Origin of the sequence: Branchiibius cervicis (assembly GCF_042661605.1) — a bacterium.
Taxonomy (GTDB): Bacteria; Actinomycetota; Actinomycetes; order Actinomycetales; family Dermatophilaceae; genus Branchiibius; species Branchiibius cervicis.
Map to the genome: position 1 here is coordinate 376,584 of NZ_JBHSWJ010000002.1, position 19,380 is coordinate 395,963.

The following is a 19,380-nucleotide window of genomic DNA, read 5'->3' on the forward strand; positions in this document are numbered from 1 at the left end:
TTGACCGGCCGCTTCAGCCGTATGTGCCCCGGCAGGTGGTTACCGTGAGTTCCATGGACCTGGCCGACCCCACGTTCGTCATGGTGATGGGTGTATCAGGATCGGGTAAAACGTCTATCGCGCAACGGCTTTCGGTTGCCACTGGATGGCCGTACGTCGAGGGTGACGATTTCCATCCGGCCGCGAACATCGCCAAGATGCGTGCGGGAATCCCCTGACCGACGAGGACCGTTGGCCGTGGTTGGACGCTGTCGGGGCGTGGATCAGCGCTCACGAGGTGCGCGGCGACAGCGCGGTGATCACGTGCTCGGCCCTGAAGCGCAGCTACCGGGACCGCTTGCGGGCGGGGCGCAGCGGCGTGCGCTTCCTGATGCTCACCGTGCCGGTCGAGGAACTGCGTCGCCGGGTCGCCCACCGGCCCGGGCATTTCATGCCCGCCTCACTGCTCGCGTCGCAACTGGAAACGCTGGAGCCGCTCCAGCCGGACGAGGACGGGATCGTCGTCGATGCCTCCGGTGACCCGGACGCAGTGCTGGCGGCGGCGCTTTCCGCGCTCGGTCTGAGCTCGGCGACTCAGGCCGACAGGGCGTAGCGACCGCTGGGTGGGTCGGATCCGTCCGGATCGTCTGCAGCACGCGGGCCGATCTGCAACCATTGATGACGAATCGGCAGGTCGTTTCGTGTTGCGCCACCATGACCGGCCGGGACGGAGGGAACTTCATGTCTGAAGACGCTGACCTGAGCAGGCTGGGTCTCGATCACCTCATCCCCGTGGGTCCGACTCCGGACCTACCTCAGGTCGATCCCGATGCTCAGATCTTGGCGCTGTTAGGGCAGATCGCGGACCGCTTGGCGGCCATCGAGTCGAAGCTCGTGAGCCAAGAGACGAAGGTCGATGACCTCGGGCAAGAGTTGCACGTGCTCTTCACGATGACCGCCCGCAGTGGCAGCGGGCGGACCTTGATCGCGCTCGCCGATGCGATCGCGGCGAAACTCGAAGCCTGACCAGTCCGCCCTCAGGCCGGTAGTGCGTAGCGACCTCCGGGTAGCGGATCGACAAGACCGTCTTCGATGAGGCTGGCGACGCACCGTTGCCGTTGCGCATCATCGGGCCAGACCAGATCGACACGCGCCGCGGGGACCGGACCGTGGGACTCCCGTAGCAGCTGCAGCACCAGACCGCGGACCTGCCGGTCCGTGCCGTGCCAGCGCTGCGCCGCCTTGGTGGGCCCGTCGTACGCCGGGTAGCCGGCCGACCGCCACGCACACTGCCGTGCGATCGGACAGTGATCGCAGTCCGGTCGGGCGGCCGTGCACACCAGGGCACCGAGTTCCATCACCGCGACGTTCCAGACCTTCGCCTCGGCGGGGTTCGCTGGCAGAAGCTCTGCGGCCAAACGGCTTTCGGCCGCGGTCAGACTGGGTGCGGCCTGTGCCGCGCCGGTGACCGCACGAGCGTGCACCCGGCGCACGTTGGTGTCCACGACGGGGATGCGCACGCCGTACGCGAAGGAGGCGACGGCGGCCGCAGTGTAGGCACCGATGCCCGGCAGGGCCCGCAGGGTGTCCGGATCGGACGGCACCCGGCCACCGTGCTCGGTGGCGATGGCGGTAGCGGCTGCATGCAGGCGCAGGGCGCGGCGCGGATATCCCAGGCGACCCCACGCGCGTACGGCGTCCCCGGGCGCGGCCTGCGCCAGTGCCTGCGGCGTCGGCCAGCGCTCCAGCCATTCCTGCCACACCGGCAAGGCCCGCGCGACCGGCGTCTGCTGCAGCATGATTTCCGAGACCAGGATGCCCCAAGGGCTGGCCTCCGGCCGGCGCCAGGGCAGATCCCGCTGGTGGTCGCCGTACCAGTCGATTACCCGGGAGATCACACGTAACGCTCGAGGATGCTGCTCTCCGCCAACCGCGACATGCCCTCGCGAACGGTGCGGGCGCGGGATTCACCGACCCCGTCGATCACCATCAAGTCGTCGACCCTGCGGCGAGCAGCCGCTGCAGGGTGCCGAAATGGTCGACCAGGCGCTCGACGATGGTCTGGGGCAGCCGGGGGACGTTGGACAACATCCGGTAGCCGCGGGGGCTGACCGGGTCATCCAGCGAGTCCGAACCGGTGAAACCGATGGCCCGGGCCGCTTCGGCGAGGTCGAGCAGCGCGGTGGAATCCACGTTGGCCAGGTTGCTCAGCGCGTCATCGAGGGTCACCGAGTCCCCGGCCGCCTCGATGTAGTCGCGCACCACCAGGGCGCGGTCGTCGTGCAGGCCGCTGATCAACTCCTGTAACTGCAGGGACATCAACCGGCCGTCGGTGCCGAGCTCGATGACGTACTCGGAGATCTCCTCGCTGATCCGGCGCACCATCTCCAAGCGTTGCAACACGGCCGCGACGTCGCGCACGGTGGCCAGGTCCTCGATTTCCAGCGCCGACAGCGTGCCGGTGACCTCGTCGAGGCGCTGTTTGTAGCGTTCCAGGGTCTGCAACGCCTGGTTCGCGCGCGACATGACGGCAGCGCTGCCCTCGATGACGTAACGCAACTGACCGACGTAGAGCGCGATGATCTGCATCGACTGGCTGACCGAGACGACCGGGAAGCCGGTCTGCTTGGCGACGCGCTCCGCGGTGCGGTGCCGGGTGCCGGACTCGACGGTCTCGATCGAGGGATCCGGGACGAGCTGGGTGGCCGCCCGGATGATCCGCGTGACGTCGGAGTCCACGACGATCGCGCCGTCCATCTTGGCCAGTTCGCGCAGCCGCGTCGCCGAGAACTCGATGTCCATGGGGAAGCCGCCGGTGCTGATCGACTCGACCACTCTGTCGTGGCCGATCACGATCAACGCGCCCGTGCGACCGCGCAGGATCCGCTCGAGTGCATCACGCAGCTGGGTGCCCGGTGCGACGGCGGCAAGGACCGTGCGCAGCACGTCTTCGTCGGTGCGCTCCACAGCGGCGAGTGTAGGTGAGCGGGCTGCGATCCTTGCTGTTCGTTAACAGATCGTTGTTGTCGGAGGCTGCGATTACCGTCTCCCACATGGCGATCACCAAGAAGTCCGCGACCTCCTACCGCTGCAGTGAGTGCGGTTGGACCGCCATCAAGTGGGTGGGTCGGTGCGGAGAGTGCCAGGCGTGGGGGACCGTCGCCGAGGTCGGTGCTGTGATCGCCCGTACGCCGCCTGCCACCGTGATCGAGCAGCCCGCGGTCCCGATCGGCTCGGTGGATCTGCTCGCCAGCGCGGCGGTTCCGACCGGTGTCGGCGAGTTCGACCGGGTGCTCGGCGGTGGCTTGGTGCCGGGCTCGGTGGTGCTGGTGGCCGGCGAGCCGGGGATTGGCAAATCCACCCTGCTGCTGGACGTGTCGGCGCGGGTAGCGCGGTGCGGCCAGCGGGCGCTGTACGTCTCCGGTGAGGAGTCGGCCGGGCAGGTGCGCTCGCGGGCCGAGCGGATCGATGCCGTGGCGCCGGAGTTGTATCTGGCCAGCGAGACCGACCTGGCGACGGTGTTGGCGCAGATCGATGCGGTGTCGCCGTCGCTGCTGGTGGTGGACTCGGTGCAAACGGTCGCCTCGTCCTCGATCGAAGGCGCCGCGGGCAACGTCTCGCAGGTGCGGGAGGTCGCGGCCTCGATCATCTCGGTGGCCAAGAAGCGCGGGATCGCGGTGCTGCTGATCGGGCACGTCACCAAGGACGGCTCGATTGCCGGGCCGCGGACCCTGGAGCACCTGGTCGATGTGGTCATCCAGTTCGAGGGGAGCGACATTCGCGGCTGCGGCTGGTGCGGGCGGTCAAGAACCGCTTCGGAGCCACCGACGAGGTCGGTTGCTTCGATCTGACCGACGAAGGGATCGTCGGGCTGCCGGACCCCAGCGGCCTGTTCCTCTCCCACGGCGACCGCGTCGCCGGAAGTTGCGTGACGGTCGCGTTGGAGGGTCGGCGGCCGCTGGTCACCGAGGTGCAGTCACTGCTGGTGAAGGGCAACGGGGGATCTCCACGGCGGACAGTAAGCGGGATCGAATCTGCCCGGGTGGCAATGATTCTCGCCGTCCTGACCAGTCGGGTACGGCTGCCGTTGGGCGATCACGACAGTTACATCTCGACCGTGGGCGGCGCCCAGTTGCGTGAGCCGGCTGCTGACCTTGCGGTGGCCCTCGCCGTGGCGTCGGCGTCTCTCGATCGTCCGCTCGGCAAGGGCGTGGTGGCGTTCGGTGAGGTGGGCTTGTCCGGTGAGGTACGTCCGGTAGGCGGCGTCGAGCGGCGCGTGGCGGAGGCGGCGCGGATCGGCTTCGATCACGCGATCGTCCCGGCCGGCAGTATGCGGCGGGATCGAATTCCCTCCGGGGTCAAGGTGACTGAGGCCGATCACCTGTTCCGTGCGCTCGCGGTGATCACCGGATGACGCGGGGTCATGGGTTTGGCATGGTCCAGTTCTGCCACGGCTGTGGCGGCGGGTAGGCGCTCCAGTCCGAGATAGGCGACACCTTGGTCACTGTGCGCAAAGCATCCGGTGTCCCGGCGACGAAGACGGCCACCTCGCTGCCGACGGTGAGGTGCACCTGGAAACCGAGGGCCTCGAAAAGGTGGCTCGACCCGGCGAGGTCCACGTGCGGGAACCCGTCGGTGCCCTGCCACGACTCAGCAGAACTGGCTTGTTGCGTGATGGCCAGCATGGTGTCGATCCCGACCGCGTCCGGCGGGTCGTCGGCGTAGTCCAGAAGTTGAAACATGAGCTCTGCTCCGCGATCCCAGATCGACATGAATCGATCGGTGAGAAGACTGGTCCGGACGATCACGAGAGTGCCGGCGTCTCGTGAGCCGAGGGTCATCGTCACTGAGTCGACCGCTTCGCCGCCGGCACCGCTGAAGGAAGTGATGCGACGCTCAACCAACGGGTCCGCGGTGAAGGCCTCCCACGGTGTGAACTCGGGGTCACGGAACGACGCTGCGGGCATCCCGCATTCTGACAGCTGATGTTGCTTCGGGGTGGGTTGTGGCATGTGGTCGCCCAGCCGCCGCCTCAGCAACTGCGTAGGCGTGGGTCGGTCGTCCCTGTCGGGCCGTCCGGTCCCACCTGCAGCGGCACGCGCTCTCCGCTGATAGTGAATTCGATCAGTGAGTCCGACATCCACTGGGCACCGGTGTACTCCAGGTAGTCCCCGTTGATGCAGCCGATGTCCCAATACTTGGCGGTCAAGCCGGAGGTCTGCTCCAGACGCACCGGCCAGATCGGGTCGATCATTGCGGCGTCGTTCTCGACGATCAGGACTGTGGACGAGTCCGGTGACAGCAGCCGGCGATCAGGCATGCCGGTGCCCGAAGTGACGAGCAGATAGAGAGGCGTCGCCACGACCAGCGCGATCGAGCAGACCGCGCCGAGCACGTACCCACCGATCCGCCAGTGCGCGCCGAGCGCGATCAACCAGCCGACCAGCAATGCCGCCGCAAGGACTGTCAGGGGCACCGGCCGGGCGGCCGATCGCAGGATCACCAGCCCGAAATCCTCGAACCACAGGAAACACGCGGTCAGGGCAAGCAACGTCATCGCCGCGAACGCCACGCCCAGCGTCCGCCGCAGCCACCGCGGTGCAGGGCTCAACCACGATTGCTGATGCCACGCCCGCTGTAGCGGCGGGGCACTGGGAGCGCCCATGGAGGCAGTCTTGCTCAGTACCGCTTGTGACGCACGTAGACGGCGTAGTCGACGCCGGTGCCTTCGTGGGAGGCCAGGATCTGCGCGGCGTGCCGGGTCGCGAACTCGATGCCGACCACCGCTTCGAAGTCCTCGCGACTGTCGAACTGCCAGCGCATGAGCACCGGGGTCGAGGTCCAACCCTGCCGTGCCCAGAAGCGCTCGACGCCGGCCGGATCGTACGCCGGCAGCGACGCTGCGAACCAGCCGCCGAAGGTGGAGCGGGAGGCGTCGTTGTCGATCACGAACGCCACGCCACCGGGTGCCATGACCCGGTCCAGTTCGGCCAGCCCTGGTTCGCAGCCGGCCCCGAAGAAGTAGGCCCATCGGTTGTGCATGACGTCGATCGAGGCGTCCTCCACTGGCAACGACTCCGCCCCGCCGAGGCGGACGTCCACGTTCGGCAGATCGGCGACGCGGGCCTGCGCCAGCCGGACCAGCGGCTCGTGGGGTTCCACGCCGATCACCGACGATGCGGTGGAGGCGAGCAACGGCAGGTGGAAACCCGTGCCGCAGCCGATATCGAGCACCCGCGCACCGTCCCAGGACTGCACCGAGCGCATTGCGTCCCAGATCAACCCGTCGGGATCGACCCCCGGTTCTCGATCTCATACAACTCCGGGGTGTTCCAGATGTTCGGTGAAGGGATCGGTTGGAAGCTCACAGTTCCTCCGCAGCAAGGGTCGCCGGATGTACCAGCAGGGGCAGCAGCGGCCGGCCCGCCGGGCCGGCCGCGACCGTGGCCGCCACCTGCAGAAGGTGCGCTTCGCAGTATCCCGCCAGCACGTCGTACGCCGATCGGCCCATCAACCGGACCAGCTCGCCCCGGCTACCGAGGTAGACCGGCTCGGCGCCGACGTGTGCTTCGGGATTTCCCGAGCAGTACCAGTCCAGGTCGTGGCCGCCCGGGCCCCACCCTCGGCGGTCGTATTCGCCGATGCTGATCTCCAGGTAGGACGTCTCGTCGGTGAGTTCGACGGTGCGGAAGGTACGCCGGATCGGCAACTGCCAGCACACGTCCGGCTTCGTCTCGTGCGGTTCCAGGCCGAGGTCGCCGGCCAGGTGGTGCAGTGCGCAGCCGCCACCGCCAGCGAAGTCGGGGGAGTTGAGGAAGATGCACGCCCCGTCGACGACCCGCGTCTTGGTCGCGTCGTCCTCGGGCTGGGTCCAGCCCTTCTTGCGGTGGCCCTTGCGGTACTTCTCCCACCGCGCCGGCGTCAGCTGGTCGACGAAGCTCGCGGTGTGTTTGAGGTCCTTCTTGCCGCTGAAGTGCGCTCCGAGGGTGCAGCACCCCGCATCGGGCGCGGTCGCATAGATCCCTTGGCAGCCCCGCCCGAAGATGCAGGTCCACGACGACGTCAACCAGGTCAGGTCGCACCGGAAGCGCTCGGCCGGGTCGTCGGGATTGGTGAATTCGACCCAGGTGCGGGGAGTATCCAGCGGGGTCTCGGTCACGCAGGGATTGTAGGTGTCGCTACCGTTGCGTCATGCGCCTCGGGGTCATCGACGTCGGCTCCAACACCGTCCATCTGCTCGTGGTGGATGCTCACGAGGGCGCGCATCCCACTCCTGCGTCCTCGCACAAGCAAGAACTGCGGCTGTCCGAGCACGTCCTGCCCGACGGCCGGATCGGGCCCGAAGGCGTCGAACGGTTGACCCGGTTCGTCGGCGAGTGCCTGCAGATCGCGGAGGACAACGGGGTCGAGGAGATGCTGGCCTTCGCCACCAGCGCGATCCGCGAAGCGCCCAACGGCGACGAGGTCCTGCGACACGTCGAAGAGCAGACCGGTGTCCGGCTGAAGGTGCTGTCCGGATCCTCGGAGTCGCGCCTTACCTTCTTGGCCGTCCGGCGGTGGTTCGGCTGGTCGGCCGGGCGCGTACTGATGATCGACATCGGCGGCGGTTCGCTCGAACTCGCCGCGGGCATCGACGAGGATCCGGACGTCGCCATCAGCCTGCCGCTCGGCGCGGGTCGCCTGACCCTCGATCTGCCCGGTGACCCGCCCGACGCCCAAGTGATCCGCGACGTACGCCGACGGGTGCGTTCCCAGATCGCCAAGGTCGTGCGGGACGTGTCCAAGGTGGGCGCTCCCGACCAGGCGGTGGGCACCAGCAAGACCATCCGGTCCCTCGCCCGGATCTGCGGTGCGGCGCCCAGAGCCGAGGGCGCGTACGTCGAGCGCACCCTGGCGCTGGACGACCTGCGTGAGTTGGTGGGCCGGCTGGGGTCGATGACGATCGCGGAACGTACCGGGCTGCCCGGTGTCTCCAGCAGTCGCGCGCCGCAACTGCTCGCCGGGGCGATCGCGGTCGAGGCGGCGATGGATCTGCTCGGTGTCGACCGACTCACACTGTGCCCGTGGGCGTTGCGGGAAGGGATCATCCTGCGGCGGCTGGACAGCCTGTGACCATCGCCCTGTCGACCGCTTCGGTCTACCCGCTCGGCGCGGCGGCCGCGTTCGATCTGGCGGCCCGGCTCGGTTACGACGGGGTCGAGGTCATGGTGACCACCGAACCGGTCACCCAGGAATCCGGTGCGCTCGCGGCGCTCGCAGAGCACTACGGCACGCCGGTCACCTCGATCCACGCGCCGACTCTGCTACTCACGCAGCGGGTTTGGGGCACCGAACCGTGGGACAAGGTCGACAACTCCATCCAGCTCGCGGCCGACCTGGGGGCGGACACCGTCGTCGTGCACCCGCCGTTCCGCTGGCAGCGGGGCTACGCGGAGTCGTTCGTGGAGGGGGTAGCCGATCGCGAGGAGGCGACCGGGGTCGCGGTCGCGGTGGAGAACATGTTCCCGTGGCGGGCGCGCAACCGGGAGTTGCAGGCCTACCTGCCGGACTGGGATCCGACGCCGCTGCCCTACGCCAACGTCACCCTCGATCTATCGCACACGGCGACCGCCGGCTCGGACGCGCTGGCCATGGTCGCGGCGCTCGGGGAGAGATTGCGCCACTTGCACCTGGCCGACGGCTCCGGCTCGTTCAAGGACGAACATCTCGTGCCGGGACGCGGCGGGCAGCCGTGCGCCGAGGTGCTGGAAACCCTCGCCAGCGACGGGTTCAGCGGCACGGTCGTCGCCGAGATCGCCACCCGTAAAGCATCCGACTCCGAGCGGGAAGCGTTGTTGGCGGAGACCCTCGCCTTCGCGAGGTTGAATTTTGCGGCACCGCGATAAGCGGTGTTATCGCCAGGCAACCCGCCAGAAACACGGATTGGCTAAGTTCGTGTTGTGAAGCAATCGTTCGAGGACTATCAGTGTCGTCCCGCCACGTTCGATGAGATGTTCGACGGCTCGCAGGTGCGCGAGGAGTACCGCGGCGTCCAGCGGCAGATTGCCCGCCTGACCCCTCAGGAACTGCGCCAGCGCGCCGACCACCTCTCCAAGTCCTATATCGACCAGGGCGTCACCTTCGATATCGGCGGTGAGGAACGCCCGTTCCCGCTCGACATCGTCCCGCGCCTCATCGACGGCGCGACGTGGTCCAGCGTCGAGGCCGGCGTCGCCCAGCGGGTCCGCGCCCTGGAAGCCTTCCTCGCCGACATCTACGGCGAGGGTCAGGTCTTCCTCGACGGCGTCATTCCCCGGCGCGTGGTGACCAGTAGTCCGCACTTCCTGCGGGTCGCCAAGGGCATCCAGCCCCCGGCAAGGTCCGCGTCCACGTAGCGGGAATCGACCTGATCCGGGACGCCAACGGCGACTTCCGGGTCCTTGAGGACAACGTCCGGATTCCCTCCGGCGTTTCTTATGTCATGACCAACCGGCGTGCCATGTCCGCCGCGCTGCCGGAGGTGTTCGCCCACCACCGCATCCGCCCCGTGTCGCAGTACCCCGCGAAACTGCTTGCCGCGCTGCGGAATTGCGCACCCAGCGGGGTTAGCGACCCGACGGTCGTCGTGCTCACCCCGGGCGCCTACAACTCAGCGTACTTCGAGCACGCTCTGCTGGCGCGATTGATGGGCGTGCGCCTGGTGGAGGGCGGCGACCTGGTCGCCCAGAACGGCCGGGTCCACGTACGTACGACGCACGGCCTGCACCCCGTCGATGTCATCTACCGCCGGGTGGACGATGAATTCATCGATCCGGTTCATTTCAAGCGGGACTCGGTACTCGGCGTACCCGGTCTGCTGAATGCGGCCAGAGCCGGCAACGTCACGGTCGCCAACGCGGTCGGCAACGGGGTGGCCGATGACAAGTTGGTCTACACCTACGTGCCCGACCTGATCCGCTACTACCTCGGCCAGGAACCGATCCTGAAGAACGTCGACACCTGGCGGATGGAGGACCCGGCTCATCGGGCCGAGGTGCTGCCCCGGTTGCACGAGCTGGTCGTCAAGCCGGTCGACGGTGCCGGCGGCAAGGGAATCGTCATCGGCCCCAACGCAACTGCCGCCCAGTTGGAGCAGTTGCGGGCCCGGTTGCTGGCCGACCCTCGCGGGTGGATCGCGCAGCCGGTGGTGCAGCTGTCGACGGTTCCGACCCTGATCGACAACGACATGGCCCCGCGGCACGTCGATCTGCGGCCGTTCGCGATCAACGACGGCGAGAAGATCTGGGTCCTTCCCGGTGGCCTGACCCGGGTCGCTCTGCCCGAAGGTGAGTTGATCGTCAACTCCAGCCAGGGCGGCGGGTCCAAGGACACCTGGGTGCTGGCCGGAGAGGTCGGCGGCGACGTCCCCGAACCCGACACGGCCAGAAGCGGATCCGTGCTGCACCCGGCGCTGCGGGCTCGGGAGAAGAGGACGGGCATGACCCAGACGATGGGCTCGATGACCCAGACGATGGGAGGGCTGGACTGATGCTGAGCCGCATCGCGGAGTCCCTTTTCTGGATCGGTCGCTACATCGAGCGCATCGAGTGCACCGCGCGCATCCTGGACGTCTACCTGCAGACACTGGTCGAAGACCCCACGATCGACCAGGAAGCCACCTGCCGGTCGGTGTTGGCGGCGATGGGCATCGAATACGAGGGACCGGTCGACCAGAACGTCATCCTCGAGCAGTTGCTGACCGATCACAGCAGCCCGGCGTCCATTTCCTACGCGGTGGAGACGACGCGGGAGAACGCCCGCCGCTCGCGCGAGGTCGTCTCGACCGAGGTCTGGGAAGCCATCAACACCACTTACAACGCGATGGCCGGCGGCGGCTGGGCCCGGATGCGCCCAGCAGATGCGTTCCGCACCGCTCGCGAGCGGGCCAACATGATCTCGGCGCTGATGGACCACACGCAAAGTCACGACGACGGTTGGCAGTTCACGGTCCTCGGCCGTTACATCGAGCGGGTGGACATGACCTCGCGGTTGATCCTCACGACCACGTATTCCGCCGGTTCGGCCGCCTCCTGGCAGTTGACGCTGCGGGCCTGCGGTGCGCACCACGCGTTCACACGCACCTACCGTGCGATCGAATCGCCCAGGGCCGCAGCGGAATTCCTGTTGCTGGACCGGGCCTTCCCGCGATCCATCACCTACGGCCTGAACCAAGCAGCGGCGTGTCTGGAGATCCTGGATCCACGACAGCGACGCATCGGCTTCGGAAGTGACGCCGCACGCATCATCGGGCAGGCACGGGCGCGTCTGGAGTTCCTGTCCCTGACCGATCTGCTGTCGGACCTACCCGGTGAGATCGACACCCTGAAATTGGTCTGCGCCGACGCCACCGATGCCGTGGCCAAGCGCTACTTCGAGGGTGCCGCGGCACCCGAATGGTTGGGAGGAGCGCTGTGAGCAGGACGCTGCGACTGGTGCACCGCACCGGTTACACCTACAACGGACCGGCGGTCGCGTCGTACAACGAGGCACGCCTGGCGCCCCGCGCGAACTCCGCGCAGACCATCCTGCACACCCGATTGGAGGTCACCCCGACCCCGTGGTCGGCGAGCTGGATCGACTACTGGGGTACGGCGGTCACCTCCTTCGAGGTCCACGAACCGCACGAGGAGCTCAAGGTGGTCTCGATCAGCACGGTCACCGTGGACCGCAAACCGGTCGAGGGCGCGGGAATGACCTGGAATGACTACGCCGACGTCGCGATCCGTGATGAGTTCGACGAACTCCTGCAGGACAGCGAGCGCACGGACCCCGGTGAGCAGTTCCTGGCGGCGGTGGGCGAGATACGCGCCGGCAGTGACACGCCGGCGCAATTCGTCGAGCAGGTCATCACCATGGTCACCGACCGGGTCGACTACATCCCGGGCCGCACCAGTGCATTGCCGACGGCGGCCGAGGCGTGGCAGGCGGCGCAGGGCGGGTGCCAGGACATCGCGCACCTGGTGCTGGCCGCGCTGCGATCGCAGGGTATCCCCGCCCGGTACGTGACCGGTTACGTACTGCCTGATCAGAACACCGAGATCGGGGAGACCATCACGGGATCGTCACATGCGTGGATCGAGTGGTACGACCGCGCGTGGATTGCCTACGACCCGGCCCGGGCCCAGGTACCCGACGACTTCTTCATCGAGGTCGCGCACGGGCGTGACTACGACGATGTCGCGCCATTGCGCGGCATCTTCACCGGTGCACCCGGTAGCAAGATGTTCCTGACGGTAGAGATCAGCCGGATCAGCTGACCGGCGGGTGCGGGCGCGGTTCGCCGCTGCGCTCCGTGCGCAGGTGCTGCTCGAGGCCGGCCATCACGTCAGCGAACGCGCGTTCCAGGTCGATGTCGTACTTTTCAGCTAGGACCATCACACACCACAGGCAGTCAGCAAGCTCGTGTGCCAGCGCCTCGTCGAGGTCCTCCCGAGGGCGGACGCCGGCTTTGCCCTGGACCAGTTTGACCAGGTCTCCGACATCACCCACGAATCCGAGCGCTAGTTCCTCCGCGGTCCACTCCCGCCCGTAGCGAGTTGTCTCCCACTCGGCGTACATCCGCCGGACCTGGAGAGCTCTCTCGTGCATTTCCGCGAAGCTCGCCACGGCCACAGACTAGGAACAGGTGGTGGTGCATGGCGACCGTTTGCCGCAACTCGACAACGCGTGACCGCAGCCGGGATGGGGTCGGTTCAGAGGTGGCGAGAACTACAGTGGCGGCCATGAGTGACCTGGGGCGACTGGCCGTCATCGGTGTCGGCGTGATGGGTGAGGCGCTGCTGGCCGGCGCCGGGCGGGCAGGCTTCGACGACGTGGTGGTCGCTGACGCCGCGTCGGGGCGAGCCCAGCAGGTTGCGCAGCAGTACGACGCCACGGCCGCTTCGAGCGCCGACGCGGTCACCGATGCCGACGTGGTCCTGCTCGCGGTGAAACCCCAGTACATGGCGCAGGCGCTGGAGCAGATCGCACCCGGGCTGAGCGCCGGTGCGGTGGTCGTCAGTGTGGCTGCGGGCGTGACGACGACCTACCTGGAAGGCCGATTGCCTGACGGGGTCGCCGTCGTCCGCGCTATGCCGAACACCCCGGCCCTGATCGGCGAGGGGGTCACCGCCATCAGCGCCGGGACCCACGCCGACGATGCCGATCTGGACATCGCCGAACGCCTGCTGCGGGGCGCCGGCACCGTGGTCACCGTGCCGGAATCCCTGCAGGACGCCGTCACGGCGGTGAGTGGCAGCGGGCCGGCGTATCTGTTCTACCTCGCGGAGGCGATGGTCGACGCGGGGGTGGGGCTCGGCGTACCGCGAGCAACGGCAACGCAACTGGTTGCCCAGACGCTCCGTGGGGCCGCGGGCTTGCTGAGTCAGGAGGAGGCTCATCCCACCCTGCTGCGCGAGCGCGTCACCTCACCGGGCGGGACAACCGCAGCCGCGATTGCCGCACTCGATGCGGGGGCCGTGCGTGCCGACGTCGCCGAGGCGATGCGCGCGGCGGCGCGGCGCTCACAAGAGCTGTCCGGTCAGTGACCACACGATCACCGCGACATGGGACAGTGGTCCCATGAGTGACATCGTCGTACGCCTCCTGCTCGAAGAGGACTGGCAGACGTACCGGCAGGCCCGCCTGGATGCGCTGCAGGACTCACCCGACGCGTTCGCCGCGTCGTACGAAGACGAGGAGAAGCTCGATGAGTCCGAGTGGCGCGATCGCATGAATAGGTCGCGTCGGCTGGTCGCCGAGAAGGACGGGAAGACCGTGGGTGTGGTGTCGGTCGGCAGCCGTCCGGACACCGATGACCGCACCACGGAACTCTTCGGTCTGTGGGTCGTGCCGGAGCAGCGCGGCAGCGGCGTCGCCTGGCAACTGGTCAAGGCCGGTGCCCGTCAGGCCAGCGAGGACGGTTTCGGGTTCCTTGCCTACTGGGTCGGCACGGACAACGGCCGCGGTGTGGCGTTCGCCAGCAGCTTCGGCTTCCGCCCGACCGACGCCCGTCGGCCGATGCGCGTCGGCGGCGGCGATGACGACGAAGAGATGCGGATGATCTATTCCTTGCACGACCCGGTCAACGAGTAGCCGCCATGACCTCGGTCGATGTCACCTGGAGCGACCGGTTGCTCGGGTACGACTTCGGCGCGCAGCACCCGATGAATCCGGTCCGGCTGGACCTGACCCGGCGGCTTTGCCATGCGCTGGGGGTGCTCGACCGGGCTCGCGTCGTGGAGCCCGAACTGCCCGGCGGCAGTGATGAATTCCTGACGTGGGTGCATGACCCGGCGTACGTCCAGGCGGTCCGGGAGGCCAGTGCCGACCCGGCCGCGGCCGACGTACGTCGAGGCCTGGGCACCGAGGACGACCCCGCCTTCCGCGGGATGCACGAGATATCCACCCTGATCGCGGCGGGCACCGTCAACGCCTGCGAGCGGGTCTGGACCGGCGCCACAGAGCACGCGGTGAACTTCTGCGGCGGGCTGCACCACGCGATGGCCGACCGGGCCTCGGGGTTCTGCATCTACAACGATGCGGCCCTCGGTATCCACTGGCTGCTGGAGCACGGTGCCGAGAAGGTCGCCTACGTCGATCTGGACGTGCACCACGGGGACGGAGTCGAGCGGATCTTCTGGAACGACCCGCGGGTGCTCACCGTTTCCATCCACGAGACCGGCCGGGTGCTCTTCCCGGGCACGGGATTCCCGCTCGACATCGGCGGTCCGGACGCACTCGGCACCGCTGTCAACATCTCCCTTCCGCCCGGCACCGGCGATGCGGCGTGGTTGCGCGCCATGCACGCGGTGATCCCGCAGGTCGTGGCCGCGTTCGAGCCCGACGTCCTGGTCAGCCAGCAGGGTTGCGATTCGCACTACGCCGACCCGCTGGCTCACTTCGCACTGACCGTGGACGCCCAGCGCACGTCGTACGAGACGATCCACGACCTCGCGCACGAGGTGACCGGCGGGCGCTGGGTAGCCCTGGGCGGGGGCGGTTACGAACTGGTCGACGTGGTTCCCCGGTCCTGGACGCACCTGACCGCGATCGCCACCCATCAACCCGTCCCGCTCAATACTGCGGTGCCGCAGGGGTGGCGTGACTACGTGCACCAGGTGACCGATCGGCAGGGCCCGACGGTGATGGGTGACGGTGTCGCCGAGGGGGATCGCGTGTGGTGGAGGTCCTGGAACGTCGGGGTGAATCCCGAGGACCCGCTCGATCACGCGGTCATGGCGACCCGGGAAGCGGTCTTCCCCCACCTCGGCCTGGACATTTGGTTCGACTAGTGGAGGGCCGACCGGCGTGTCGGCTGGATCTTCGCCCGGGATTGTGTTCCCAGTTGGGGTGTCTCTCCACTATCGTGCTCCCCAGAGAGCACGTCCGTCACAGCAGTCACAACCGCCAGCCGTGTGCATGTTCTCGTGTTCAGGGTTCGCGACGGCACGTCGCGCTGGAAAGAGGAGTGAGCATGACGCAGGAGCGGCATGACGACTTCATGACGGTCGCCGAAGTCGCTGCCATCATGCGTGTTTCCAAGATGACGGTCTACCGATTGGTGCACTCCGGTGAGTTGCCTGCGGTACGGGTGGGCCGCTCCTTCCGGGTCCCGGCCAACGCCGTCGATGAGTACCTGCGCCAGTCCTACATGGGCACTGCCTGATTCTGCTCATTCGCGCCCATGCCGTAGACTCGGCCGAAGTTTTCCTCGCAGTATTTCCGCAGTCACACGAAGGACGTTGTAGGCACTATGGGTTCTGTCATCAAGAAGCGCCGCAAGCGCATGGCCAAGAAGAAGCACCGCAAATTGCTGCGCAAGACCCGTCACCAGCGTCGTAACAAGAAGTAACTGCGGACTTCGCATTCATCAGGGCTCCCCGGTCATCGGGTGGGCCCTGTTGTCTTTAGGCTCGCGGTATGGGCAACTACGGCGATTTCCAGTTCGGTGTCTACCTCTCCTCCTTCACCGGTGAGGCGCCGCCGGACCTGCCGTTCAGTTACGCAGGCATCGCCGAGCGTGCCCAGCAGGCGCTGAGTCCGGCACTGTGGGACTACGTCGCCGGGGGAGCGGGCGATGAGTGGACCCAGAACGCGAACGTCGCCGCATTCGGCCGCTACGGCCTGACGCCCCGGATGCTGTCGGGCGCAGCCCAGCGGGACCTGTCGATCAACCTGTGGGGTATCGATCTGCCCACCCCGCTGATGATGGCGCCGGTCGGTGTCATCGGCGTGTGCACGCAGGACGGGCACGGCGATCAGGCCGCCGCCCGAGCAGCCGCCGAAACCGGTGTTCCCTTCATCGGCTCGACCCTGATGCAGGATCCCATGGAGGAAGTCGTCGGGCACAGCGGGGACACCCCCGCGTTCTTCCAGCTCTACACCCCCAACAACCGCGACCTGGCCGAGAGTTTCGTACGCCGCGCGGAGGCGGCGGGCTACCGCGCCATCGTCGTCACCCTGGACACCTGGGTGCTGGGCTACCGGCCGCGGGATCTGGCCTATGGCACCTTCCCCCAGCTGGGCGGCGCCTGCCTGGCCAACTACGCCAGCGACCCGGTCTTCCGGGCGCTGCTGCCGGCCGGTGCCGATACGGCGGCGATCGCGGCCACCTGGGCCGGGCTCTTCGGCAACCCGGCCCTCACCTGGGATGACCTGACCTGGCTGCGCGGGTTGACCGATCTGCCGTTGGTTCTCAAGGGCGTGTGCGCGCCCGAGGACGTACGCCGTGCCCTGGACTACGGCGTCGATGGCATCTACTGCTCCAATCACGGTGGCAGACAAGCCGGTTCGGCTCCGGCGCTGGATTTCCTGCCCGGTGTCGTCGAGGCTGCCGGTGATCTGCCGGTCATCTTCGACTCCGGGATCCGCTCCGGGGTGGACGTGGTCAAGGCTCTCGCGCTGGGCGCGACTGCCGTAGGTATCGGTCGCCCCTATGCGCTGTCCGCGAGCCTCGGTGGCACCGACGCCATCGTGCACACGCTGCGTTGTCTGCTGGCCGAAGCCGACCTCACCATGGGCCTCAACGGGTACGCCGATCTGGCAACGCTGCGAACCCATGGCGCGATCCGTATCCCTGGCTAGACTGACTGCTCCCACGCGGTTGACTGCAGGAGGTAGCGATGGCGCGAACGCTTCTGGTGACCGGCGTCGCTCGCGTGGTCGGTGGCGCGATGTGCCGCAGGCTGAGCCTCGACCCGGACATCGACCGCATCCTGGCCGTCGACACCGTGGCGCCGCCGCACGACCTCGGCCGGGCGCAGTTCGTCCGCGCCGACATCCGTAACCCGGTGATCTCACGCATCATCGACCAGGAGGAAGTCGACACGGTCCTGCACCTCGGGGTCATCACCACCTCGCGGCTGGCCGGCAACCGCAGCCGGCAGAAGGACATCAACGTCGTCGGCACCATGCAGCTGCTGGCCGCGTGCCAGAACGCCGCATCCGTGCGGCGACTGGTGGTGAAGTCCTCAGGTGCGGTCTACGGCGCCTCCAAGCGCGACCCCGCCCGGTTCACCGAGCAATCGACGGCCAGTCCGGCGAGCACCCGGGGATTCGCCCGCGACTCGGTCGAGGTGGAGGGCTACGTGCGCGGATTCGCGCGCCGCCGGCCCGGAGTCAGTGTCGTCATCCTGCGAATGGCCAACGTCATGGGGCCCGGTCTGCACACCGCGCTGACCGACTACTTCGACACCCCGGTGCTGCCCGTGCCGTTCGGCTACGACGGCCGGTTCCAGCTGCTGCATCTGGACGACGCACTGGAGGCCATGCGGTTGGCAGCCAGGTTGGATGCGCCCACCGGCACCTTCAACGTGGCCGGCGATGGGATCCTGACGCTGCGGCAGGCCGCCCGGATCGCCCACCGGCCAGTGATCCCGGCGCTGCGCGAGACGCTGGGTCTGCTCGGCCCGTTGATCCAGCGGACCTGGATGCCCGGCTTCGACGCCAACGAAACCGACTTCCTGTCCTACGGGCGAGCGCTGGACACCACCAAGATGCGTGAGGTGCTCGGCTTCGAGCCGCGCTACACCACCCGTGCCACCTTCGAGCAGCGGTACGCTCCGGTGCCGGCACTGGCCGGCGCGACTGCCAACTGGACGGTAAGCCATGAGTGAGCACCAGCCGAGCCCACGCGCAGGCCGCGCGGGCCAGCGGCCCGCACTGCACGTCGTACCCGAAACCCAGGTGCACCCCTCGCCCAAGCTGCCCTCCATCGGAGATCTACTGGGTGATCTGGAGGGCCGCCTGAGTGATCTGCGCGGGTACTTCGGCCGGCGGCTACGCGGTCAGTACGACGTCGACGACTTCGGCTTCGATGAGGACTTCACCGAAAACGTCTGGCTGCCCACCCTGCGGCCGATCTTCCAGCACTGGTTCCGGGTGGAGGTGCGCGGTGCGCACCACCTGCCCACCGACGCCGGCGCGTTGATCGTGGCCAACCACTCGGGCACCATTCCGATCGACGGCCTGATGACCCAGGTCGGGATCCACGAAACCACCGGCCGGCACCTGCGGTTGCTGGCCGCGGACCTGGTGTTCGCCTCCCCGTTGCTGGGTGTCGTGGCCCGTCAGTCCGGGGCCACCATGGCCAACCCGTACGACGCCGAGCACCTGCTCGCCGACGGCCACCTGGTCGCGGTCTACCCCGAGGGCTTCAAAGGGGTCGGCAAACCGTTCGGGCAGCGCTACCAGCTGCAGCGGTTCGGCCGGGGCGGTTACGTCACGGCGGCCCTGCGGTCCGGGACGCCGATCGTGCCCTGCGCCATCATCGGCGCCGAGGAGATCTACCCCAAGATCGGCGACATCAAACCGTTGGCCCGGCTGCTCGGTTTCCCCTACTTTCCGGTGACTCCCTTCTTCCCCTGGTTCGGCCTCCTGGGAGCCATCCCGTTGCCCACCAAGTGGGTCATCGAGTTCGGGGCGCCCATCGTGCTGGACGGATACGAGGCAAGTGATGCCGACGATCCGGCGGTCGTCTTCGAGATCTCCGACCAGGTCCGCGAGACGATCCAGCAGTCGCTGTACGGGTTGCTGGCCGAGCGGGACAACATCTTCTGGTGAGCCACGAGATCCTGTTGCTGGGCAAGCCCGGCTGTCACCTGTGCGACGACGCACGCGCGGTGATCGCGCGCGTCGCCGACGATCTGGGTGTGCCCTGGAGCGAGCGTTCGATCCTGGACGATCCGGCGCTGCTGGCGGAGTACGGCGAGTGGATCCCCGTGACGTTCGTCGACGGTGCGCAGCACGACTACTACCGCGTCGATGAGGCCCGTCTGCGGCGCGCACTCGCCTGAGCGGCGTGCAGCGCGTTTTATAGCACTGTTCGGATCGTGAAGCGACTTTGTGCATGTGTTCACAAAGTTCTATTGTCAGGGGGTCCTGTAGACCTCAGGATCCGCATTT

At 67.8% G+C, this 19,380-nt stretch carries 22 protein-coding genes and 3 pseudogenes; 18 read left to right on the forward strand and 7 right to left on the reverse strand.

What is annotated here, in order from left to right:
* Positions 1 to 44: 44 nt before the first annotated feature.
* From ACFQBT_RS02235 to ACFQBT_RS02245, 3 genes are all read left to right on the forward strand, one after another.
* Positions 45 to 218, forward strand: coding sequence for a hypothetical protein (locus ACFQBT_RS02235; protein WP_377820197.1), 174 nt, complete (start codon positions 45 to 47; stop codon positions 216 to 218).
* Positions 219 to 241: 23 nt separating this feature from the next.
* A complete protein-coding gene (locus ACFQBT_RS02240; RefSeq protein ID WP_377820198.1) occupies positions 242 to 592 on the forward strand; it encodes a gluconokinase in 351 nt (116 codons plus the stop codon).
* 128 nt (positions 593 to 720) lie between these two features.
* A complete protein-coding gene (locus tag ACFQBT_RS02245) occupies positions 721 to 1,005 on the forward strand; it encodes a hypothetical protein (RefSeq protein WP_377820199.1) in 285 nt (94 codons plus the stop codon).
* An 11-nt stretch (positions 1,006 to 1,016) separates the two neighbouring features.
* Here ACFQBT_RS02245 and ACFQBT_RS02250 read toward each other — a convergent pair whose 3' ends face one another.
* Positions 1,017 to 1,877 carry an HhH-GPD family protein gene (locus tag ACFQBT_RS02250; protein ID WP_377820200.1) on the reverse strand — a complete coding sequence of 287 codons (861 nt, stop codon included), beginning with the start codon at positions 1,875 to 1,877 and terminating at the stop codon, positions 1,017 to 1,019.
* Positions 1,874 to 2,946: pseudogene (disA, locus tag ACFQBT_RS02255) on the reverse strand (DNA integrity scanning diadenylate cyclase DisA). The gene ACFQBT_RS02250 and the pseudogene disA overlap by 4 nt, the downstream one beginning before the upstream one ends.
* Before the next feature lie 86 nt (positions 2,947 to 3,032).
* Here disA and radA point away from each other — a divergent pair.
* Positions 3,033 to 4,393 (forward strand): annotated as a pseudogene (gene radA / locus ACFQBT_RS02260) (DNA repair protein RadA).
* Positions 4,394 to 4,400: 7 nt separating this feature from the next.
* Here radA and ACFQBT_RS02265 read toward each other — a convergent pair.
* The 4 genes from ACFQBT_RS02265 to ACFQBT_RS02280 all read right to left on the reverse strand — a co-directional run bounded on the left by ACFQBT_RS02265 (position 4,401) and on the right by ACFQBT_RS02280 (position 7,138).
* A complete protein-coding gene (locus ACFQBT_RS02265) occupies positions 4,401 to 4,946 on the reverse strand; it encodes a hypothetical protein (protein ID WP_377820201.1) in 546 nt (181 codons plus the stop codon).
* A 65-nt stretch (positions 4,947 to 5,011) separates the two neighbouring features.
* Positions 5,012 to 5,590, reverse strand: coding sequence for a hypothetical protein (locus ACFQBT_RS02270; protein WP_377820202.1), 579 nt, complete (start codon positions 5,588 to 5,590; stop codon positions 5,012 to 5,014).
* A 68-nt stretch (positions 5,591 to 5,658) separates the two neighbouring features.
* Positions 5,659 to 6,261 (reverse strand): class I SAM-dependent methyltransferase, encoded by a 603-nt coding sequence (locus ACFQBT_RS02275; protein ID WP_377820203.1) that lies wholly within the window; start codon positions 6,259 to 6,261, stop codon positions 5,659 to 5,661.
* A gap of 82 nt (positions 6,262 to 6,343) precedes the next feature.
* A complete protein-coding gene (locus ACFQBT_RS02280) occupies positions 6,344 to 7,138 on the reverse strand; it encodes a DUF3109 family protein (protein ID WP_377820204.1) in 795 nt (264 codons plus the stop codon).
* A gap of 32 nt (positions 7,139 to 7,170) precedes the next feature.
* Between ACFQBT_RS02280 and ACFQBT_RS02285 the strand changes: the two genes are divergently transcribed.
* The 5 genes and pseudogenes from ACFQBT_RS02285 to ACFQBT_RS02305 all read left to right on the forward strand — a co-directional run bounded on the left by ACFQBT_RS02285 (position 7,171) and on the right by ACFQBT_RS02305 (position 12,254).
* Positions 7,171 to 8,091, forward strand: a complete 921-nt coding sequence (locus tag ACFQBT_RS02285) for a Ppx/GppA family phosphatase (RefSeq protein WP_377820205.1) — start codon at positions 7,171 to 7,173, stop codon at positions 8,089 to 8,091.
* Positions 8,088 to 8,864 carry a sugar phosphate isomerase/epimerase family protein gene (locus ACFQBT_RS02290; protein ID WP_377820206.1) on the forward strand — a complete coding sequence of 259 codons (777 nt, stop codon included), beginning with the start codon at positions 8,088 to 8,090 and terminating at the stop codon, positions 8,862 to 8,864. The genes ACFQBT_RS02285 and ACFQBT_RS02290 overlap by 4 nt, the downstream gene beginning before the upstream one ends.
* Before the next feature lie 105 nt (positions 8,865 to 8,969).
* Positions 8,970 to 10,486, forward strand: a pseudogene (locus tag ACFQBT_RS02295) (circularly permuted type 2 ATP-grasp protein).
* Positions 10,486 to 11,412, forward strand: a complete 927-nt coding sequence (locus ACFQBT_RS02300) for an alpha-E domain-containing protein (RefSeq protein ID WP_377820207.1) — start codon at positions 10,486 to 10,488, stop codon at positions 11,410 to 11,412. The pseudogene ACFQBT_RS02295 and the gene ACFQBT_RS02300 overlap by 1 nt, the downstream one beginning before the upstream one ends.
* The gene (locus ACFQBT_RS02305) at positions 11,409 to 12,254 is read left to right on the forward strand and encodes a transglutaminase family protein (RefSeq protein WP_377820208.1); all 846 of its coding nucleotides are present in this window, start codon (positions 11,409 to 11,411) and stop codon (positions 12,252 to 12,254) included. The genes ACFQBT_RS02300 and ACFQBT_RS02305 overlap by 4 nt, the downstream gene beginning before the upstream one ends.
* Here ACFQBT_RS02305 and ACFQBT_RS02310 read toward each other — a convergent pair.
* Entirely contained in the window at positions 12,247 to 12,603 is a 357-nt protein-coding gene (locus ACFQBT_RS02310) for a MazG nucleotide pyrophosphohydrolase domain-containing protein (protein ID WP_377820209.1), read from the reverse strand. The two genes, ACFQBT_RS02305 and ACFQBT_RS02310, sit on opposite strands and share 8 nt — an antisense overlap.
* A 116-nt stretch (positions 12,604 to 12,719) precedes the next feature.
* Here ACFQBT_RS02310 and proC point away from each other — a divergent pair, with 116 nt between their 5' ends.
* From proC to ACFQBT_RS02355, 9 genes are all read left to right on the forward strand, one after another.
* Positions 12,720 to 13,523 carry a pyrroline-5-carboxylate reductase gene (gene proC, locus ACFQBT_RS02315; protein WP_377820210.1) on the forward strand — a complete coding sequence of 268 codons (804 nt, stop codon included), beginning with the start codon at positions 12,720 to 12,722 and terminating at the stop codon, positions 13,521 to 13,523.
* A gap of 34 nt (positions 13,524 to 13,557) precedes the next feature.
* Entirely contained in the window at positions 13,558 to 14,070 is a 513-nt protein-coding gene (locus ACFQBT_RS02320; RefSeq protein WP_377820211.1) for a GNAT family N-acetyltransferase, read from the forward strand.
* A 5-nt stretch (positions 14,071 to 14,075) separates the two neighbouring features.
* Positions 14,076 to 15,269, forward strand: coding sequence for an acetoin utilization protein AcuC (locus tag ACFQBT_RS02325; protein ID WP_377820212.1), 1,194 nt, complete (start codon positions 14,076 to 14,078; stop codon positions 15,267 to 15,269).
* Positions 15,270 to 15,451: 182 nt separating this feature from the next.
* Positions 15,452 to 15,643, forward strand: coding sequence for a helix-turn-helix domain-containing protein (locus ACFQBT_RS02330; protein ID WP_377820213.1), 192 nt, complete (start codon positions 15,452 to 15,454; stop codon positions 15,641 to 15,643).
* An 87-nt stretch (positions 15,644 to 15,730) separates the two neighbouring features.
* On the forward strand, positions 15,731 to 15,829 hold the full coding sequence (locus ACFQBT_RS02335) for a 30S ribosomal protein bS22 (RefSeq protein WP_003792170.1): 99 nt from the start codon (positions 15,731 to 15,733) through the stop codon (positions 15,827 to 15,829).
* 68 nt (positions 15,830 to 15,897) lie between these two features.
* Positions 15,898 to 17,061 (forward strand): alpha-hydroxy-acid oxidizing protein, encoded by a 1,164-nt coding sequence (locus ACFQBT_RS02340; RefSeq protein WP_377820214.1) that lies wholly within the window; start codon positions 15,898 to 15,900, stop codon positions 17,059 to 17,061.
* 38 nt (positions 17,062 to 17,099) lie between these two features.
* A complete protein-coding gene (locus ACFQBT_RS02345) occupies positions 17,100 to 18,092 on the forward strand; it encodes an NAD-dependent epimerase/dehydratase family protein (RefSeq protein WP_377820215.1) in 993 nt (330 codons plus the stop codon).
* Entirely contained in the window at positions 18,085 to 19,038 is a 954-nt protein-coding gene (locus tag ACFQBT_RS02350) for a lysophospholipid acyltransferase family protein (protein ID WP_377820216.1), read from the forward strand. Before ACFQBT_RS02345 ends, ACFQBT_RS02350 begins: the two co-directional genes overlap by 8 nt.
* Entirely contained in the window at positions 19,035 to 19,271 is a 237-nt protein-coding gene (locus tag ACFQBT_RS02355) for a glutaredoxin family protein (RefSeq protein ID WP_377820217.1), read from the forward strand. Before ACFQBT_RS02350 ends, ACFQBT_RS02355 begins: the two co-directional genes overlap by 4 nt.
* Positions 19,272 to 19,380 lie beyond the last annotated feature (109 nt).

What these genes read in the sequence shown, in the direction of transcription:
- ACFQBT_RS02245 (WP_377820199.1), top strand. Translation starts at nt 721, where the DNA reads ATGTCTGAAGACGCTGACCTGAGCAGGCTGGGTCTCGATCACCTCATC.
- ACFQBT_RS02265 (WP_377820201.1), bottom strand. Translation starts at nt 4,946, where the DNA reads ATGCCCGCAGCGTCGTTCCGTGACCCCGAGTTCACACCGTGGGAGGCC.
- ACFQBT_RS02285 (WP_377820205.1), top strand. Translation starts at nt 7,171, where the DNA reads ATGCGCCTCGGGGTCATCGACGTCGGCTCCAACACCGTCCATCTGCTC.
- ACFQBT_RS02300 (WP_377820207.1), top strand. Translation starts at nt 10,486, where the DNA reads ATGCTGAGCCGCATCGCGGAGTCCCTTTTCTGGATCGGTCGCTACATC.
- proC (WP_377820210.1), top strand. Translation starts at nt 12,720, where the DNA reads ATGAGTGACCTGGGGCGACTGGCCGTCATCGGTGTCGGCGTGATGGGT.
- ACFQBT_RS02320 (WP_377820211.1), top strand. Translation starts at nt 13,558, where the DNA reads ATGAGTGACATCGTCGTACGCCTCCTGCTCGAAGAGGACTGGCAGACG.
- ACFQBT_RS02325 (WP_377820212.1), top strand. Translation starts at nt 14,076, where the DNA reads ATGACCTCGGTCGATGTCACCTGGAGCGACCGGTTGCTCGGGTACGAC.
- ACFQBT_RS02330 (WP_377820213.1), top strand. Translation starts at nt 15,452, where the DNA reads ATGACGCAGGAGCGGCATGACGACTTCATGACGGTCGCCGAAGTCGCT.
- ACFQBT_RS02335 (WP_003792170.1), top strand. Translation starts at nt 15,731, where the DNA reads ATGGGTTCTGTCATCAAGAAGCGCCGCAAGCGCATGGCCAAGAAGAAG.
- ACFQBT_RS02340 (WP_377820214.1), top strand. Translation starts at nt 15,898, where the DNA reads ATGGGCAACTACGGCGATTTCCAGTTCGGTGTCTACCTCTCCTCCTTC.
- ACFQBT_RS02345 (WP_377820215.1), top strand. Translation starts at nt 17,100, where the DNA reads ATGGCGCGAACGCTTCTGGTGACCGGCGTCGCTCGCGTGGTCGGTGGC.
- ACFQBT_RS02350 (WP_377820216.1), top strand. Translation starts at nt 18,085, where the DNA reads ATGAGTGAGCACCAGCCGAGCCCACGCGCAGGCCGCGCGGGCCAGCGG.